This window comes from Planococcus maitriensis (assembly GCF_003289925.1).
Taxonomy (GTDB): domain Bacteria; phylum Bacillota; class Bacilli; order Bacillales_A; family Planococcaceae; genus Planococcus; species Planococcus maitriensis.
In genome coordinates this window covers 94,302-111,451 of sequence record NZ_QLZQ01000006.1, presented here as the reverse complement: position 1 = coordinate 111,451, position 17,150 = coordinate 94,302, and the positions used below count along the sequence as shown (strand labels likewise).

At 51.6% G+C, this 17,150-nt stretch carries 15 protein-coding genes; 12 read left to right on the top strand and 3 right to left on the bottom strand.

Annotation, left to right across the window (positions count from 1 at the left end; translation table 11 throughout):
* Positions 1 to 112: 112 nt before the first annotated feature.
* Positions 113 to 2,092, top strand: coding sequence for a S9 family peptidase (locus DP119_RS13030; RefSeq protein WP_112233586.1), 1,980 nt, complete (start codon positions 113 to 115; stop codon positions 2,090 to 2,092).
* A 48-nt stretch (positions 2,093 to 2,140) separates the two neighbouring features.
* On the opposite strand, the gene DP119_RS13025 is transcribed toward DP119_RS13030, so the two are convergent.
* A complete protein-coding gene (locus tag DP119_RS13025) occupies positions 2,141 to 2,917 on the bottom strand; it encodes an enoyl-CoA hydratase-related protein (protein ID WP_112233585.1) in 777 nt (258 codons plus the stop codon).
* Between the two features lie 100 nt (positions 2,918 to 3,017).
* On the opposite strand from DP119_RS13025, the gene DP119_RS13020 reads away from it, so the two are divergent.
* A complete protein-coding gene (locus DP119_RS13020) occupies positions 3,018 to 4,634 on the top strand; it encodes an ABC1 kinase family protein (RefSeq protein ID WP_112233584.1) in 1,617 nt (538 codons plus the stop codon).
* Between the two features lie 204 nt (positions 4,635 to 4,838).
* Positions 4,839 to 5,204, top strand: a complete 366-nt coding sequence (locus DP119_RS13015) for a YhjD family protein (protein ID WP_112233583.1) — start codon at positions 4,839 to 4,841, stop codon at positions 5,202 to 5,204.
* Here DP119_RS13015 and DP119_RS13010 read toward each other — a convergent pair.
* Positions 5,201 to 5,755: a competence protein ComK gene (locus tag DP119_RS13010; protein ID WP_112233582.1), complete on the bottom strand. Its 555-nt coding sequence runs from the start codon at positions 5,753 to 5,755 to the stop codon at positions 5,201 to 5,203. The genes DP119_RS13015 and DP119_RS13010 overlap by 4 nt on opposite strands.
* Before the next feature lie 176 nt (positions 5,756 to 5,931).
* Here DP119_RS13010 and DP119_RS13005 point away from each other — a divergent pair, with 176 nt between their 5' ends.
* The 4 genes from DP119_RS13005 to DP119_RS12990 all read left to right on the top strand — a co-directional run bounded on the left by DP119_RS13005 (position 5,932) and on the right by DP119_RS12990 (position 12,489).
* Entirely contained in the window at positions 5,932 to 6,171 is a 240-nt protein-coding gene (locus DP119_RS13005) for an IDEAL domain-containing protein (protein ID WP_068868697.1), read from the top strand.
* A 199-nt stretch (positions 6,172 to 6,370) separates the two neighbouring features.
* Positions 6,371 to 8,353 carry an excinuclease ABC subunit UvrB gene (gene uvrB, locus DP119_RS13000; RefSeq protein WP_112233581.1) on the top strand — a complete coding sequence of 661 codons (1,983 nt, stop codon included), beginning with the start codon at positions 6,371 to 6,373 and terminating at the stop codon, positions 8,351 to 8,353.
* A gap of 6 nt (positions 8,354 to 8,359) precedes the next feature.
* Positions 8,360 to 11,242 carry an excinuclease ABC subunit UvrA gene (uvrA, locus tag DP119_RS12995; RefSeq protein ID WP_112233580.1) on the top strand — a complete coding sequence of 961 codons (2,883 nt, stop codon included), beginning with the start codon at positions 8,360 to 8,362 and terminating at the stop codon, positions 11,240 to 11,242.
* 83 nt (positions 11,243 to 11,325) lie between these two features.
* Positions 11,326 to 12,489, top strand: a complete 1,164-nt coding sequence (locus DP119_RS12990) for a DUF4097 family beta strand repeat-containing protein (protein ID WP_112233579.1) — start codon at positions 11,326 to 11,328, stop codon at positions 12,487 to 12,489.
* Between the two features lie 51 nt (positions 12,490 to 12,540).
* Here DP119_RS12990 and DP119_RS12985 read toward each other — a convergent pair whose 3' ends face one another.
* Complete coding sequence (locus DP119_RS12985; RefSeq protein WP_112233578.1) at positions 12,541 to 13,083, bottom strand: N-acetylmuramoyl-L-alanine amidase family protein; 543 nt, start codon at positions 13,081 to 13,083, stop codon at positions 12,541 to 12,543.
* A gap of 162 nt (positions 13,084 to 13,245) precedes the next feature.
* Here DP119_RS12985 and hprK point away from each other — a divergent pair, with 162 nt between their 5' ends.
* From hprK to DP119_RS12960, 5 genes are read left to right on the top strand one after another with little or no spacing between them, the layout of a single operon-like run.
* Positions 13,246 to 14,172 (top strand): HPr(Ser) kinase/phosphatase, encoded by a 927-nt coding sequence (gene hprK, locus DP119_RS12980; protein ID WP_112233577.1) that lies wholly within the window; start codon positions 13,246 to 13,248, stop codon positions 14,170 to 14,172.
* Between the two features lie 21 nt (positions 14,173 to 14,193).
* Positions 14,194 to 15,006 (top strand): prolipoprotein diacylglyceryl transferase, encoded by an 813-nt coding sequence (gene lgt, locus DP119_RS12975; protein ID WP_112233576.1) that lies wholly within the window; start codon positions 14,194 to 14,196, stop codon positions 15,004 to 15,006.
* Between the two features lie 19 nt (positions 15,007 to 15,025).
* A complete protein-coding gene (locus DP119_RS12970) occupies positions 15,026 to 15,961 on the top strand; it encodes a nucleoside recognition domain-containing protein (RefSeq protein WP_112233575.1) in 936 nt (311 codons plus the stop codon).
* A complete protein-coding gene (gene ppaX, locus DP119_RS12965; RefSeq protein ID WP_112233574.1) occupies positions 15,958 to 16,611 on the top strand; it encodes a pyrophosphatase PpaX in 654 nt (217 codons plus the stop codon). Before DP119_RS12970 ends, ppaX begins: the two co-directional genes overlap by 4 nt.
* Complete coding sequence (locus tag DP119_RS12960) at positions 16,608 to 17,108, top strand: acyltransferase (RefSeq protein WP_112233573.1); 501 nt, start codon at positions 16,608 to 16,610, stop codon at positions 17,106 to 17,108. The genes ppaX and DP119_RS12960 overlap by 4 nt, the downstream gene beginning before the upstream one ends.
* The last annotated feature ends 42 nt before the right edge of the window (positions 17,109 to 17,150 follow it).

Below are 17,150 nucleotides of genomic sequence, written 5' to 3'. Positions count from 1 at the left end.
AGCGGACCAGCCTAGTTTCCAAAGAGTTACAATTGAAAAGACAGATAATTATCTATATAGTAAAAGGGCAACTACTACGAAAAACGAAATAGTTAGTCAGGAGGCTGAGCGTGTGTCAAAAAAAGCTGTTGAAATAGAAGATTTACTCGAATTGGTGTCGGTTACTGACCCGAAGATTTCACCAGACGGGAAACGGGCGGTATTTGTCCAAACGAAAATGGATGAAGAGGAAAATACATATCATTCGCATCTATACCATATTTCACTGGAAACCGGTGAGTCAGCTCCCTGGACTTATGGCAAAAGCCGCAATAGCCAGCCGGCTTGGTCAGCAGATGGACGCCACATCGCATTTTTATCCGACCGCAACGACAAGAATCAATTATACGTCCTTCCGTCAGGCGGCGGGGAAGCACGCGCTGTGACCGATTTCGAAAAAGGGGTAAGCAGTTTCCGCTGGTCTCCCTGCAATAAGAAAATCTGGGTCAACGCGCTGGTGCAGGACGGAAAAACCTTCACCGATCAAGAACCGGAAAAAGAGGGCGACAAGAAAAAGCCTGAACCCTACCGCACGGCGATCATGAAATACAAAATGGACGGTAACGGGCTGGTCAAGCAGGACTGCCACCGCCAGATCGGATTTGTGGACCTGGAAACAGGGAAAGTGGAGCAGTTGACGGAAGAGCCTTATCACTGCGGCTTGGAAGCGATTTCCCACGATGGCATGAAACTGGTGTATGGATCGGCCAAAGAAGAAAACCAGGATTTCGTTTTCCGCCAGTCGCTCTACCTGCGCGATCTGGAAACAGGGGAAGAAACGGCCATCATCGAACAAGACGGATATTACGGGAATGCCGCGTTTTCCTTTGACGACGCACGCGTGGCGTTTGTCGGGCATTCACGCGCCTACGAAAACGCCACGCACGCCGAACTGTATGTTTATGAAGTGGCACATCAAACGACGCAATGCCTGACAGAAGGCATAGATGCCCCAATCGGCGATTACGTGGTTGCCGACCATCAGCAAGGCGCGCAGGCGCCAGGTGTCATCTGGACGAAAGATGGCCATTTGTACTTCCAAGTGTCTACAGAAGGCGATGTGCGCCTGTATTTCGCTTCGCTTGAAGGCGCCGTGTATCCCGCTTCTCCGGAAGATGAGCATGTCTACGGCTACGACATTGCCAGAGACGGCAACTTTGCGCTTGCCGCCATCAGCGACCCGGTGTCTCCCGGTGAGCTCTACAAACTTGCCATTTCCACAGGAGAACGTGAGGCGTTGACTTCCTGTAATTCAAGTTACCTTGAACAAACGGAATTGATTGCACCGGAAATCGTTTCGCATACAACGGAAGATGGTTTTGAAGTACATGGCTGGCTCATGAAGCCCCGTGGATTCGAGCCGGGCGGAAAATACCCGCTGGTCGTCAATATCCACGGCGGGCCGCATGCGATGTATGCCAATACATTCGTTCATGAAATGCAGGTGCTTGCAGCCAATGGCTATGGCGTCCTGTATGTCAATCCGCGCGGCAGCCACGGTTACGGCCAAGGTTTTGTCGATGCCGTGCGCGGCGATTACGGCGGCGGGGACTACCGCGACATCATGGGCGCGCTCGACCATGTTCTTGCAGAAAACGGGTGGGTGGATAAAGGGCGGCTTGGCGTGACCGGCGGCAGCTATGGCGGGTTCATGACCAACTGGATCGTTTCGCATACGGACCGCTTCAAAGCGGCTGTAACCCAGCGTTCGATCTGCAATTGGATTTCCTTTTCCGGCGTTTCGGACATTGGCTATTATTTCAGTGAATGGCAGCACGGGGCAACCATGGACAATGTCGATAAGCTGTGGGAGCATTCCCCGCTGAAATATGCGAAAGACATCCACACGCCGCTGCTCATTTTGCATTCGGAAAACGACCATCGCTGCCCGGTCGAACAAGCGGAGCAATTGTTCATCACCTTGAAGAGCATGCATAAGGAAACGGAGTTCGTCCGTTTCCCGGAAGCAGACCATAATCTGTCACGCACCGGCAAACCGAATTTGCGTTTTGCGCGCTTGGAGGAGATTGCCGGGTGGATGAAGCGACTGTAATTATGTAAAAAAGCCAGGCGGAGCAATTGCTCCGCCTGGCTTTTTGGGTTAGCGTCCCTTGAATTCCGGTTTGCGTTTCTCGCCGAACGCGAGTAGCGCCTCCACTCGGTCTTCTGTCGGGATGGTGATTTCGTATGCTTTACGTTCGATTTGAAGCCCTGTCTGCATATCGGCGTTCATGCCGTTTTTGATGGCGAATTTGGCCTGTTGCAGTGCGATCGGCCCGTTGGCCAGGATCGAATCCGCAAATTCGCCCGTCACTTGCGCCAAATCACTGCTTCCGGCAATGCGGGTGACAAGCCCGTAATCAAGTGCCTCCGAAGATTTCAAGCGGCGCGCCGTCAGGATCAGTTCCATCGCTTTCGCTTCGCCGATCAATCTCGGGAGGCGCTGCGTGCCGCCGGCGCCCGGGATGATCGCAAGGCTCGTTTCAGTCAACCCGAGCAATGTATCGTCCGCCGCGATGCGGAAATCACATGCCAAGGCGAGCTCCATGCCGCCGCCGAACGCATAGCCGTTGATCATGGCGATTGTCGGTTGCGGCAAGTTTTCGATGGTCGTGAACACTTCGCCGATTTTATAGATATTGCGCTTGACCTGGTCCTGCGTCAAGGTTTTCCGTTCCTTCAAATCGGCCCCTACACTGAAAGCCTTGTCGCCGGCACCGGTGAAGACGACGACCCGGATATCCGGATTGATGCGGATCGCTTCAGCGACTTGGCCGAGTTCTGCGAGCATATCGTAATTGAATGCATTCATCGCATCCGGCCGGTTCAATGTGATAAATGCCAAATGTCCTTTTTGTTCATAATGAATCGTTTCCATATCCATCCCCCTTTGATAATCCATCCATTAAAAACATACCACTTTTTGGACTAATCTGTCACCAAACTCTATAATGGGAACAACAGGGGGGAGCTCATTCATGAACCAGGTTACATATCTCCGTATTTACCGCATCGTTTCCATGGCGATCCGATTTTATTTCCAAGTGGCACTTTTCCAAAGGCGCAATCGGGGCAAGTGGACTCCAGTGGTCGAACAGCGCTGGAATGAGCTCGTCACCCGGCAGGCAAAAGAATACAAGGAACTGGCGCTCAAACTGGGCGGCTTGATGATCAAATTGGGCCAATTCCTGTCGACCCGCGCGGATATCATGCCGCCGAGCTTCTTGGCGGAGCTCGAGGGTTTGACGGACCGCGTGCCATCCGTGCCGCGAAAAGACATCATCGAAGTGCTCGAACAGGAATGGAATGTCGAGCATGGAAATTATCTGGATGAATTATCGGATCAGGCCATCGCTTCCGCGTCCATCGGCGAAGTGTTCAAGGGCCGCTTGAAAAACGGCACCGAAGTCGCTGTCAAAGTCCAGCGCCCGGGAACCGACCGGATCATCCGCGCTGATTTCCAGGCGATGCGCATCGTCATCTGGCTCGCGAAGAAATTCACTCCGTTCACGAAGCAAGTCGATTTTGACCAATTATATGTCGAGATGACCGAGACGATCGGTGCTGAACTGAACTTCGTCAGGGAACTTCAGAACGGGCGCGCTTTTGCGGACCGCTTCGCGGAAATGAACGGCGTCCACATCCCGGTCTATTACGATGAATACACCACGCGCCGCGTATTGGTGATGGAATGGATCGAGGGCGCGAGAATCACCGACATCAGCTTTATCGAAGAGCATGGCCTCAATCGCCACGAAATTTCCGAGCGGTTGTTCATCCTGTTCTTGGAGCAAGTGCTCTACGGCGGCCAGTTCCATGCCGACCCGCATGGCGGCAATATCCTGTTGAAACCGGACGGCACCATCGTGCTGATTGATTTCGGCATGATCGGCACGATCTCGGAGCGTGATTCGCAAGCGATTCTGTTGATTGCAGAAGGCATCCTGTTCAAGAATTATGAACAAGTGCTCGATGGCTTGGAGGATCTGCGTTTCCTGCTGCCGAATGCCGACCGCGACTTATTGGCGGATGCGGTTGAGCGGCTGGTCGCGGCTTACGAATCGAATGAGTTGATGCAGATGGACAGTTTTGTCGTCGAACGGTTATTGAAAGACATGCAGGACATTGTCCGCACACAGCCGGTGCAGCTGCCAGCCGAATTCGCCTTTTTCGGGCGGGCAACCTCGATTTTCGTCGGTGTCTTGCATGTATTGGACCCGAATGTCGATCTCTTCGCGCTGGCACGGCCGCGCGTCCTGGAATGGGCTTCGACCAAGCGGGAAGGGAAAGGGATCTTCGGGAAAGAAGACGTCTTCCGCTGGATCCTTAATTCCACAGGGCCGGCGCGGGCATTTCCGAAAAAACTCATCAACTTCCTGGATGAACCCGAACGCATACGCCATTACTTGGAGAACAGGGAAGGCCGGGAGCGCGAGCATCAGCGCAATCTGCAGAGCCGGATGTTTGCCGGCATCTTCTCGCTATTGTCGTTCTCGGGAATTTCATTATCCGTCTGGTTCTGGCATGAACCGTTCCTTTGGGTTTCGTCGGTGTTTTTCGTCGGCTCCCTGTGGGCGTTCCGTGCCATCAGGTAGACAAAAAACCGCCTTACCGGAGTGCATGTTTGGACATGCATCCCGAGAGGCGGTTTTTTAATTGGCCGGTAAATCTCGCCTGGACCGGCAGTGACAATGAACCTGCGAAAACCGCCTTTTTTAGCTGGCGGCTCTTGCAATTTCCGGATTCCCGGTTAAAATGAAAACAAGAACACTTGTTCCTATTAACTAGGGGGTGAGGAAATGCCCCTGATTTCAAGGGCGGAAATAGCCGTGTTTGAGAAGCGGGTGCAATTGCCGATGGTGCTCCTCATTTTGGAACGGGATCGCGAGTGGATCAGGAAAAGCCCTTTCAAACTGAAAGCCCCTTATGTGGAACTGCTGGACCGGGCGATAGAGAGGGCGAGGGGCGACCTGGCCGAAACAACTGAATTGATGAGGGCCAATGGCATGAAGGTGAGGCGGGGAAGTAAAGACGACAATTTCTCGGAATATGTATTCTGCCATGGCGGCTATGAAGACCATCGCCGCTATTTGAATATCCGTCTGAAAAATGCCGTTGAAGAATTATTGAGGCTTTACCTGTCCGCGGCCGCTAAAACACTTTAATCCAGCGGCTGCTGGCTGCGCGGCGGGAACGCCCGTTTCGTCACATAATTCATGCGATGGTTGTGGACGCGCTGTGCCTTCTTGAAGTAGCGGCGCAAAGACCCGGTGAAGGAATGCTGGTTCCGGAGCGCAATGGGAGAGATGTCTGCAGGGACGGCGACGCCGTTGCTGAGCGATACTAAACTGCCCCGCCCGCTGTCATCCGCAGCAATCAAGTCGATGGCATCGAAATTGAACCAGATGGAATCCTTGTTTTTCGGAGAGTGGGTAGGAAAGAAAATCAATGGGTTGCCGTAATACTCGCCGACGATGATCGGCGGTTTATGCTTTACGCCAATCGCTTTTTGAGCGTAGAGTGTTGCGCTGGCGAGGGAGCCGCGATAGAAAGAGCAGGATTTCGCCACGATTTTATAGACTGACTCCTCCACCAGGAATTCGCTGCGGTCTTCGATGACTCTTGTCAAGAGCCGGTGGCCGTCCACATACGGGAGCAATGCGTATGTATTGCTGCAAATCGTATAAGAGACGGGATATTGATTCTTCTTACCCATGAATATTTACCCCCTAAATTTACTTTACATACATTATTATAATAAAAAATGGAAAATACACAATAATTATTTTTCGAAAAAATTATTTTTTCAATCTCGTTGTAATTTTCAAAAAACTCTTGCTTCTTTCTTGCGCTTTCGTGTATACTAATGAAAAGCATTCGGGGTGAAGAAGAATGGAAAACTATTATTCTTATGCTGACTTCATGAAAGCGATGGCTCAAACGAAAAAGATCACGGAAGCGGAAAAGCTGCTGAATGAGATCTACCTGGATCTGTTCTTGAAGCATGTTCACCGCGAACAGCAGGAAGCGCAATTGCTGGCACTTATCGACGAAGCCCTGGATCATAACGACCGCAAATCTTTCGACACATATACTGCACAGCTGCAAGAGCTGAAGCGGGAAGAAGAATAAAAGGACCGCCCGGAGAAAATCCGGGCGGTTTTTTTGTGCCTTGATCGAGGCAGTCGTGCTTCGGTAGAGGGGAAAACCTGTCATGCAAAGAGGCGAACAATTGATGATTCCTATAAAAAAACATACGTTCGCTTTTTGTTAGGGGAATTTTAGGGCATATGTTAAAGTAGAAGTAGTGAAAACACGGGAGGACATATCCATGAAAAATGAATTCAATTTGCAAGCTCCTTATGAACCGGCGGGCGACCAACCGGAAGCCATTGCCCAATTAACCCAAGGCATCATCGACGGCAAGCGGTTCCAGACCTTGCTCGGTGCGACCGGTACAGGGAAAACATATACGATGTCAAATGTCATCCAGCAAGTGAAGAAACCGACATTGGTCATGGCCCATAACAAGACATTGGCTGGCCAGCTCTATAGCGAGTTCAAGGAATTTTTCCCTGACAATGCCGTAGAATATTTCGTCAGCTATTACGATTATTATCAGCCGGAGGCCTATGTGCCGCAATCAGATACATTCATCGAAAAAGATGCGAGTATCAATGATGAAATCGATAAACTGCGCCACTCAGCGACCAGTTCCTTATTCGAGCGCGATGATGTCATCGTCATCGCTTCCGTTTCCTGCATCTACGGCCTCGGTTCCCCGAAAGAGTATCGGGAACTCGTGGTCTCGTTGCGCAAAGGAATGGAAATTGAGCGCAACCAGCTGCTCCGCAAATTGGTCGATGTGCAATATGAACGAAACGACATCAATTTCATCCGCGGGACGTTCCGCGTCCGCGGAGATGTGGTCGAAATCTTCCCGGCATCGCGCGATGAGCGCTGTTTGCGTGTGGAATTTTTCGGCGATGAAATCGACCGCATCCGGGAAGTCGACGCCTTGACAGGGGAAATCATCGGCGACCGCGAACACGTCGCCATTTTCCCGGCGTCCCACTTTGTTACGCGGGAAGACAAGATGGTCAGAGCCATCGAAAATATCGAAGCGGAACTGGAAGAACGACTGAAGGAAATGCGCGCGGAAGATAAATTGCTTGAAGCGCAGCGCCTTGAACAGCGCACCCGCTATGACCTGGAAATGATGCGCGAAATGGGCTTCTGCTCGGGCATCGAAAATTATTCCCGCCACCTGACGCTGCGTCCGGCAGGCGCACAGCCTTATACATTGATCGATTACTTCCCGGATGATTTCCTGCTGGTCGTCGACGAAAGCCACGTCACCTTGCCGCAAGTCCGCGGCATGTTCAACGGTGACCAGGCGCGCAAAAAAGTGCTCGTCGACCATGGCTTCCGTTTGCCGTCTGCCATGGATAACCGCCCGCTGACATTCGATGAGTTCGAGGAGCATATCCACCAGGCGGTGTTCGTCTCAGCGACGCCCGGCCCTTATGAACTCGAACATACACCGGAAATGGTCGAGCAGATCATCCGTCCTACAGGGTTGCTCGATCCCGAGATCGAAGTGCGGCCGATCGAAGGGCAAATCGATGATCTCATGGACGAAATCCAACAGCGTAAAGAGCGCGGGGAGCGGGTATTGGTCACGACCCTGACGAAGAAAATGTCAGAGGACTTGACGAATTACCTGAAAGAAGCGGGCGTCAAAGTCAATTACCTGCATTCCGAGATCAAGACGCTCGAGCGCATCGAGATCATTCGCGAATTGCGGATGGGCGTGTATGATGTGCTGGTCGGCATCAACTTGCTGCGTGAAGGGCTCGATATCCCAGAAGTGTCATTAGTGACGATCCTTGATGCCGATAAGGAAGGTTTCCTCCGTTCTGAACGTTCCCTGATCCAGACGATGGGGCGTGCCGCCCGGAATGAAAACGGCCAGGTCATCATGTATGCCGACCGGATCACGGATTCAATGCAAAAAGCGATCGACGAAACGACCCGCCGCCGCACCATCCAGGCGGCTTATAATGAAGAACACGGCATCACGCCGGTCACTATAAAGAAACAAATCCGCGACGTCATCCGCGCAACAGAAGCAGCGGAAGAAGCGGAAGAGTACGTCAGCAAAGCGGTCGAAGGCAAGAAACTCAAAAAAGAGGACCGCATGAAACTCATTACTTTGCTCGAGAAGGAAATGAAAGAAGCGGCGAAAGCGCTCGATTTCGAACGTGCCGCAGAGCTGCGTGATACGGTATTGGAATTGAAAGCGGAAGGATGATAGCACTTGAAAAACCAAGAGATACGCATACAAGGCGCACGTGCCCATAATTTAAAAAACATCGACGTTAAAATACCGCGCGATAAGCTGGTCGTCATGACCGGTTTATCGGGATCGGGGAAATCGTCCCTGGCGTTCGATACGATCTATGCGGAAGGCCAGCGCCGCTACGTTGAGTCCTTGTCATCTTATGCCCGGCAATTTCTCGGCCAGATGGACAAACCCGACGTCGATTTGATCGAAGGTTTGTCCCCGGCGATTTCAATCGACCAGAAGACGACAAGCAAAAACCCGAGATCGACCGTAGCGACCGTGACGGAAATCTACGATTATATCCGGCTCATGTATGCGCGGATCGGCAAGCCGATCTGCCCGAACCATGGCATCGAGATTTCATCGCAGACGGTGGAACAGATGGTCGACCGCCTAGTTGAATATCCGGAGCGGACGCGCATGCAAGTATTGGCGCCGCTTGTATCCGGGCGTAAAGGCACGCACGTGAAACTGCTGGAGGACATTAAAAAGCAGGGATATGTCCGTGTCCGCGTCAACGGCGAACTCATCGATTTGGATGACGATATTTCGCTCGATAAAAACAAAAAACATTCCATTGAAGTGGTTATTGACCGCGTCATCATGAAAGACGGAATCGCCCCGCGCTTGAGCGACTCACTGGAGTCGGCCTTGCGCCTTGGGGAAGGCCGTGTGCTGGTGGACGTCATGGACGAAGAGGAATTACTGTTCAGCGAACATCATGCCTGCCCGATCTGCGGATTTTCCATCGGTGAATTGGAGCCGCGCATGTTTTCATTCAACTCGCCATTCGGGGCATGCCCTGAATGCGACGGACTTGGAATGAAGCTGGAAGTCGACCCTGAACTGGTCATTCCGGACTGGGATGTCAGCCTCGCGGATCATGCCATAGCCCCGTGGCGCCCAACCAGTTCCCAATACTACCCGCAATTGCTACAGGCAGTATGCAACCATTTCGGAATTGAAATGGACGTGCCGATGAAAGAATTGCCTGAAGACCAGGTGAACATCATCCTGCACGGTTCCGATAACGAAAAAATCCGTTTCCGTTATGAAAATGATTACGGAAAGATCCGCGACAGCCATATTTTCTTCGAAGGGGTGCTCGCAAATGTCGACCGGCGCTACCGGGAAACCAGTTCCGATTATATTCGTGACATGATGGAGAAATTCATGGGCCAGCAGCCATGCCCCACATGTTCAGGCTACCGCTTGAAGCCGGAGTCATTGGCAGTCAAGGTTAATAATCTCCATATCGGTGAAGTGGTCGAGTATTCGATTACCGAGGCACAAGAGTTTTTCGACAGCTTGACGCTATCGGAGAAAGACCGCCAGATTGCCCATATGATCCTGCGTGAAATCCAGGAGCGGGTCGGCTTCCTGATCAATGTCGGCTTGGATTACCTGACCTTGAACAGGGCATCGGGCACCTTATCCGGCGGCGAAGCACAGCGCATCCGGCTTGCGACGCAAATCGGCTCGCGACTGACAGGAGTCTTGTACATCCTCGATGAACCGTCGATCGGTTTGCACCAGCGTGACAATGACCGCCTCATCAGCACATTGAAAAATATGCGCGATATCGGCAATACGCTCATCGTCGTCGAGCATGACGAAGATACGATGATGGCAGCGGATTACCTGATCGATGTCGGCCCTGGAGCCGGCGTGCACGGCGGGGAGATCATCGCTGCCGGAACGCCGGAGAAAGTGATGAAAAACAGGAAATCGTTGACAGGACAATATTTGAGCGGAAAAAAATTCATTCCGCTCCCTGGCGAACGCAGAAAACCGGACGGCCGGAAGATTTCCATCCGCGGAGCGTCGGAAAACAATCTGAAGAATGTCGACGTCGACATCCCGATTGGCGTGTTCACCGCGGTGACAGGCGTTTCAGGATCCGGGAAAAGTACCTTGGTCAACGAGATCCTCTATAAATCATTGGCGCAGAAGCTTAACCGCGCACGGATCAAGCCAGGCCACCACAAATCCATAGAAGGCATCGAAGAACTGGAAAAAGTCATCGACATCGACCAATCGCCAATCGGGCGCACGCCGCGATCCAACCCGGCGACCTATACGGGCGTGTTCGATGATATCCGGGATGTCTATGCCACGACCAATGAAGCGAAAGTGCGCGGCTATAAAAAAGGCCGTTTCAGTTTCAACGTCAAAGGCGGCCGCTGCGAAGCATGTCGCGGGGACGGCATCATCAAAATCGAGATGCATTTCCTTCCGGATGTCTATGTGCCTTGTGAAGTCTGCCACGGCAAACGCTATAACCGCGAAACCTTGGAAGTCAAATACAAGGACAAAAACATCGCCGATGTATTGGAAATGACAGCGGAAGATGCGTATTCATTCTTTGAGAATATCCCGAAAATCAACCGGAAACTGAAGACAATCGTCGATGTCGGGCTGGGCTATGTCACGCTTGGCCAGCCGGCGACGACATTGTCGGGAGGGGAAGCACAACGCGTCAAACTCGCTTCCGAACTGCACAAGCGCTCGAACGGCAAATCGTTCTATATATTGGACGAGCCGACGACGGGCCTTCATGCCGATGATATTTCACGCTTGTTGAAAGTGCTGCAGCGGCTCGTCGAAAATGGGGATACCGTCCTGACGATCGAACACAATCTCGATGTCATCAAGACGGCTGATTACCTCATTGATTTGGGGCCGGAAGGCGGAGACAAAGGCGGGACCATTGTGGCGACCGGTACGCCTGAAGATATCGCAAATACCAGCGGCTCGTATACCGGACGGTACTTGAAGCCGATCCTCGAACGGGACCGTGCGCGCATGAAAGAGCTTGTCGGGAAAGCAAGCGCGAAGAAAAGAAAAGCGAAGTGAAACTTTCCTTCTGCCTAAACGTATCATTAAAGTAGAACAGGAATTTCTGCGAAGGCGGAAATCCGAAGAGGAGGCCAAACGATATGCAAAGTGAAAAAGAACGCATTTTGGACATGGTTGAAAATGGCACGATCTCGGCACGCGAAGCGGTTGAGCTATTGAAAGCCATCGATGGCGGGGAGACGGGCAATGCTTCGAAAGATTATGGGCGTGAAACCTATCGCAGTTCGCGCGGCAAGCGTGGATTCTTCCGCCCGGAAGACATGTTCAAAAAGTTTACGAAAGACTTTTCGAAGGATTTCTCCAAGAACATGTCCAAGGATTTCAACGAACTCGGCGACCGGATGATGCATTTCATGCAGACATCCGCCGACAAGTTGAAAACGATGGAATTCGATTCGCCATTCGGTGAAGCCGCACGTTTTGAACACACTTTTACGGAAGAAAGCGCGGAACTCCATACGATCATTGCCGACATCGCCAACGGGCAACTGGAAATTTTCCCTTCACAGGACGGTTCGATCCGTGCAGAATGCAGCGTCAAGGCATTCCGTTCAGAATCTCCGGAACAGGCAAAACAGGATTTCCTCGATAAATTCGTATTCATCGCGGATGACCGCAAATTGCGCATCATCAGCGATATGAAAACGACTCAAGTGAATATCGTCTTGTATGTTCCGGCAGCGGCATTCGAGCAAGTTGTTGTCCGCTTGTTCAATGGCGGATTCACGATGAAGCGCATCGATTCCGCCTTGATCAAAGTCAAAACCGCAAACGGCAAGATTGACTTGAAAACCATCCAATTCGAAGAAGCCGAGCTTGAAACGGCTAATGGCCCAATCCAGATGATGGAAGTGAAAGGCCGTGAAGCCGAAGCGGAAACCTTGAATGGGCGCATTTATATCGATGGGGATATCGAAGACATCGATGCGAAGTCCTTGAACGGCAATGTGGTCGCGACGACGCGCAGCAAAGAAGCGAAAAAGCTCGAAGCGAAAACCTTGGCAGGTAATGTAGAGATTTACATCCCGCAGCATTTGGCGCTAAGAGGGGAAGTTTCTTCAAACCTTGGCCGCATGGATATCATGCTGCCGGATATTAACAGCAGCCACGAACAAGGCCAGTTCATGCAAAAGAAAATGCATTTCTCGAAAAGCGGGGATGTGGAGTCTGCAGGGGGGCCGTTGCTCGTGTATGGCGAAACCAAAACCGGTTCCATCCTCGTGCGTTATCTGACAATCGACTGAACCGTATAGAAAAAGCCCAGTGGAGAATTTCCTCCACTGGGCTTTTTCGGGTTATGGTTCCATGCAGGTGATGGCGAAGCTGATGGCGCGGGCGCAACGCTTGCGATATTCCTCCGATTGCAGCAAAGCCGCTTCGTGCTTATGGGTCATGAATCCGCACTCGACAAGGACGGCCGGCATGATGGTGTCCCGCAGCATGGCGAAGTCCGCTGTTTTCAATCCGCGGTCTTTACGGCCGGTCGATAGGATCAATGATTCCTGGAGTAACTGGCCGAATTTACGAGTGCGTGCAGGGGCTGCCGGGTAAATAAAGCTTTCGATTCCTTGTGCCGGGTTAAAGCTATTTCCTGCTGCATTCGCGTGAATCGATACCAAAAGATCGGCGCCAGACCGATTGGCAAAGCTCGTCCGTTCCCTTAAAGGGACATCGCGGTCTTGCTGATGGCTGAACAACACTGTATAGCCATCTGCCGCCAAGCGCTTTTTCACTTCTTCAGCGACGGCGTTGTTGAAATGGAATTCACGCATCCTGCCGTCCGGCGTCCGTTTTCCGATCGTCCCCGGCCCGTGTCCTGCATCAATGATAATCTTCATCTAACATTCCCCCTTCACTCCTTATATAGAAGGAATGGGGGAGAAAGGGGACGAAATTCTTCAATTTCTTTTTTTCCATGTTAAAATAAATAGAAACCGAATGCAGAATGAAGGAATTATTTGGAAAATTCATTTACACTGCCGGGGGAATGAGGGAAAACTATGGGACAAGTAACAGTAAAACAAGTGATGGATACGTTTGGCTTGAAACTGATCAGCGGCCAGGAAGGTATTGGGCGGCACATTGCCATCAGTGATATTTCAAGGCCAGGCTTGGAAATGGCAGGCTATTTCACCCATTATCCAGCGAATCGCATGCAATTGCTGGGGAAAACGGAATTGTCGTTTTTCGCCATGCTGAAACCGGAGGAACGGCTTGACCGGATGATGAAATTGTGTACGGATGACACGCCGGCGATCATCGTCTCCCATGGCGTCGAGGTGCCGGAGGAGTTGGTCATTGCCTCTTCCGAAAAACATGTGCCCGTGCTCGGGACGAACATGACGACCACCCGGTTCTCAAGTTTGCTGACAAACTTCCTGGAAAGCCGGCTGGCCCCGACAACTGCTGTACACGGGGTGCTGGTCGATATTTACGGAATCGGCGTGCTCATTACCGGGAAAAGCGGCGTCGGGAAAAGTGAAACCGCATTGGAACTCGTCAAGAAAGGCCATCGCCTCGTGGCGGATGATTGCGTGGAAATCCGCCAAGAAGGCGAAAGCACGCTTGTCGGGCATCCGCCGAAGCTGATCGAATACCTGCTCGAAATCCGCGGTGTCGGCATCATTGACATCATGACTTTATTCGGCGCAAGTGCCGTACGCAATTTCAAGCGGATTTCACTTATCATCGACCTTGAGCTTTGGGATCCGGAAAAAACCTACGACCGCCTCGGCTTAGAGGAAGAGACGATGAAAATTATCGATACGGAATTGACGAAGCTGACGATTCCTGTGCGGCCAGGACGCAACCTTTCCGTCATTATCGAAGTAGCCGCGATGAACTACCGCCTGAAACGCATGGGGGTCAACGCTGCTGAGGAATTCTCCAAGCGGCTTGATGATGTCATCGCGCAGGATACAAATTAAGCGAACGGGAAGGTGCATTACATGTATTCAGTTTTAGCTGCCATCGATCCGGTGGCATTTTCGCTCGGGCCGATCGATGTCCGTTGGTATGGTGTCATTATCGCAACCGGCATCGTCATTGCATTTCTTGTCGGCCAGAAAGAAATGGTCAAACGCGGATTGCATCCGGATTACTTGACCGATTTATTGATCTGGGCTGTACCGCTCGCTATAGTCGGCGCCCGTATTTATTACGTCATGTTCGAATGGGAAAATTACAAAGACCAGCCCGCCCAAATCATTGCGATCTGGAATGGCGGGATTGCGATACACGGCGCGCTGATCGCTTCGGTGATTGTCGCTTATGTATTCACGAAACGCCGCAACACCCCATTCCTGAAAGTGGCCGATATCTTGGCGCCGAGCATTTTGATCGGGCAGGCCATTGGGCGCTGGGGCAATTTCATCAACCAGGAAGCGCACGGCGGAGAAGTATCGCGCCAATTTCTTGAGAATCTGTTCATCCCCGATTGGATTATCAATCATATGTACATAGATGGTGCTTATTACCACCCGACCTTCCTTTATGAATCGATGTGGAGCTTGGCAGGAATCATCATTTTGCTCTTGCTCAGGAAAGTCAATCTGGTGCGCGGAGAAATGTTCTTCTTCTATATGATCTGGTATTCAGTCGGCCGCTTTTTCATCGAAGGAATGCGCACCGACAGTCTATACGTCATCGGCGAATTGCGCGCCGCCCAGCTGGTGTCGGTCATCGCGATCGTCATCGGGCTTGCATTCATCATCTACCGGCGGGTGGCCATCAAAAACCCGCCGCGCTATTTGGATAAATAATTAGGAAAGAAGAGATTGAATGTCGACAGTGAAAAATGGCTTGAAAGCCGGTTTAAAGACTACGTGGTCACTCGGAAAAATCATTTTTCCGATCACTTTGCTCGTCACCATGCTGCAATTCACGCCGGTACTGCCATTTGTCATCGATTTAGTGGCACCGGTCATGGGTATCTTCGGCCTCAGCGGCGAAGCGGCCGTGCCGCTCGTGCTCGGGAACGCGCTCAATCTGTATGCCGGGATCGCAGGGATTCTATCGCTTGAACTGACCGTGAAGGAAGTATTCATCCTTGCCGTCATGTTATCGTTTTCCCATAACATCTTCATCGAAACCGGTGTCGCCCTGAAAGTCGGTGTCCGGCTATGGGTCGTCCTCGTGGTGCGTTTCGGTCTTGCGGCTTTGTCCGGCATCTTGATCAACCTGTTTTGGTCGGGCGGCGGGGAAATTGCGCAATACGGCTTTGCTCCTGAAGTTGCCGCTGCTCCGGAAACGTGGCTGGGCATCTTCTTGCTTGGCTTGGAGAAGGCGAGTTTTGGCGTGCTTCAACTGGCGATGATCGTCATCCCCTTGATGCTGATGATTCAAGTATTGAAAGACCGCCATTATTTGCAGAAAATCTCGAGTATGATGGGGCCGCTCACACGGCTGATCGGCGTTGAAAAAAACACCTCATTGACGCTCGCCTCCGGATTGATTTTCGGTTTGGCGATGGGCGCAGGGGTCATGATCCAGGCAGTTCAGGAAGACGGCGTCAGCCGCAAAGATGCGACGCTCGCCTTTATCTTCCTGGTGGCATGCCATGCGATCGTCGAAGATACGCTGATATTCATCCCGCTCGGCATCCCGATCTGGCCGCTGCTGCTGATTCGGGTCATTACCGCCCTCGCCTTGACGATATTCATCTCTTATCTATGGCGGCGGGCTGAAGACAATCGGAAGGAAGTGGTCTCCACATGAACAAGGACATAACGGCTTTACTGTTTGATTTTGACGGAACCTTGCTCGATACGAACGAATTGATCATCCAGACATTCCTGTCTGTGCTTGGTGAACATTTCCCCGGTGAATACGGGCGGGAAGATGTCTTGCATTTCATCGGGCCTTCATTGGAACAGACTTTTACGAAAATCGCACCGGGCAAAGTCAGTGAACTGAGCGATCAATACCGCCGTTTGAACCGGACGCTCCATGACGAATTGGTATCTGAGTACGACGGGGTTGCAGAAACTTTGCGGACCTTGAAATCCAGAGGCTTGAAGATGGCGATCGTTTCCACGAAGCGTGAAGAAACGATTTTGCACGGCTTGAAGTTGATGGGTGTACACGATGTGTTCGATGCCTTGGTGGCTTTGGATCATGTGCAGGACCCGAAGCCGCATCCGGAACCGCTTGAACTGGCCTTGCGCTTATTGGAAGCGGATCAGCAAGAAGCCTTGATGATCGGCGATAATTCACACGATATCGAAGGAGGAAAAAATGCCGGCGTCCGGACGGCAGGGGTGGCATGGTCTGCCAAAGGAGAAGAGTTCCTATCCAGTTTTGAACCGGATTTCATGCTACAGCATATTACCGACCTATTGGAATTGACGAAAGTGGGCATTAAATGAGACGCACTGAGCGATATCCTGTTGAAGGGGCAAATTCGCTTTGGCATATCTACAAAACCGTGCCGTTCTGGAAAGTAGCGAAAAACTTTTTGGTTATCCAGACCGCTCGTTACACACCTTTTTTGCCGATGAAAAATTGGCTGTATCGCCAATTTCTTGGGATGAAAATCGGGAAGGAAACTTCGTTTGCGCTGATGGTCATGCCGGATGTCATGTTTCCGGAGCGCATACAGGTCGGGGCGAATACCGTCATTGGCTATAATACGACCATTCTTGCACATGAATACTTGATTGAGGAATACCGGCTCGGCGACGTCTTGATCGGCGACCGTGTCATGATCGGAGCAAACAGTACGATTTTGCCCGGCATCAAGATTGGGGACGGCGCCATCGTCTCCGCTGCCACGCTCGTCCATAAAGATGTACCGGCTGGGGCTTTTGTCGGCGGCAATCCGATGAAAATCATCTATACAGCCGAAGAAATGGCCGGTCGATAAGCAAAATCCTGAAAGCTCAATGCTTTCGGGATTTTTTATTGT

Coding starts and splice junctions, on each gene's coding strand:
- DP119_RS12990 (WP_112233579.1), top strand. CDS start 11,326: ATGCAAAGTGAAAAAGAACGCATTTTGGACATGGTTGAAAATGGCACG.
- hprK (WP_112233577.1), top strand. CDS start 13,246: ATGGGACAAGTAACAGTAAAACAAGTGATGGATACGTTTGGCTTGAAA.
- DP119_RS12985 (WP_112233578.1), bottom strand. CDS start 13,083: ATGAAGATTATCATTGATGCAGGACACGGGCCGGGGACGATCGGAAAA.
- DP119_RS12970 (WP_112233575.1), top strand. CDS start 15,026: ATGTCGACAGTGAAAAATGGCTTGAAAGCCGGTTTAAAGACTACGTGG.
- DP119_RS13015 (WP_112233583.1), top strand. CDS start 4,839: ATGCCCCTGATTTCAAGGGCGGAAATAGCCGTGTTTGAGAAGCGGGTG.
- DP119_RS12960 (WP_112233573.1), top strand. CDS start 16,608: ATGAGACGCACTGAGCGATATCCTGTTGAAGGGGCAAATTCGCTTTGG.
- ppaX (WP_112233574.1), top strand. CDS start 15,958: ATGAACAAGGACATAACGGCTTTACTGTTTGATTTTGACGGAACCTTG.
- DP119_RS13010 (WP_112233582.1), bottom strand. CDS start 5,755: ATGGGTAAGAAGAATCAATATCCCGTCTCTTATACGATTTGCAGCAAT.
- DP119_RS13020 (WP_112233584.1), top strand. CDS start 3,018: ATGAACCAGGTTACATATCTCCGTATTTACCGCATCGTTTCCATGGCG.
- DP119_RS13025 (WP_112233585.1), bottom strand. CDS start 2,917: ATGGAAACGATTCATTATGAACAAAAAGGACATTTGGCATTTATCACA.
- uvrB (WP_112233581.1), top strand. CDS start 6,371: ATGAAAAATGAATTCAATTTGCAAGCTCCTTATGAACCGGCGGGCGAC.
- DP119_RS13005 (WP_068868697.1), top strand. CDS start 5,932: ATGGAAAACTATTATTCTTATGCTGACTTCATGAAAGCGATGGCTCAA.
- lgt (WP_112233576.1), top strand. CDS start 14,194: ATGTATTCAGTTTTAGCTGCCATCGATCCGGTGGCATTTTCGCTCGGG.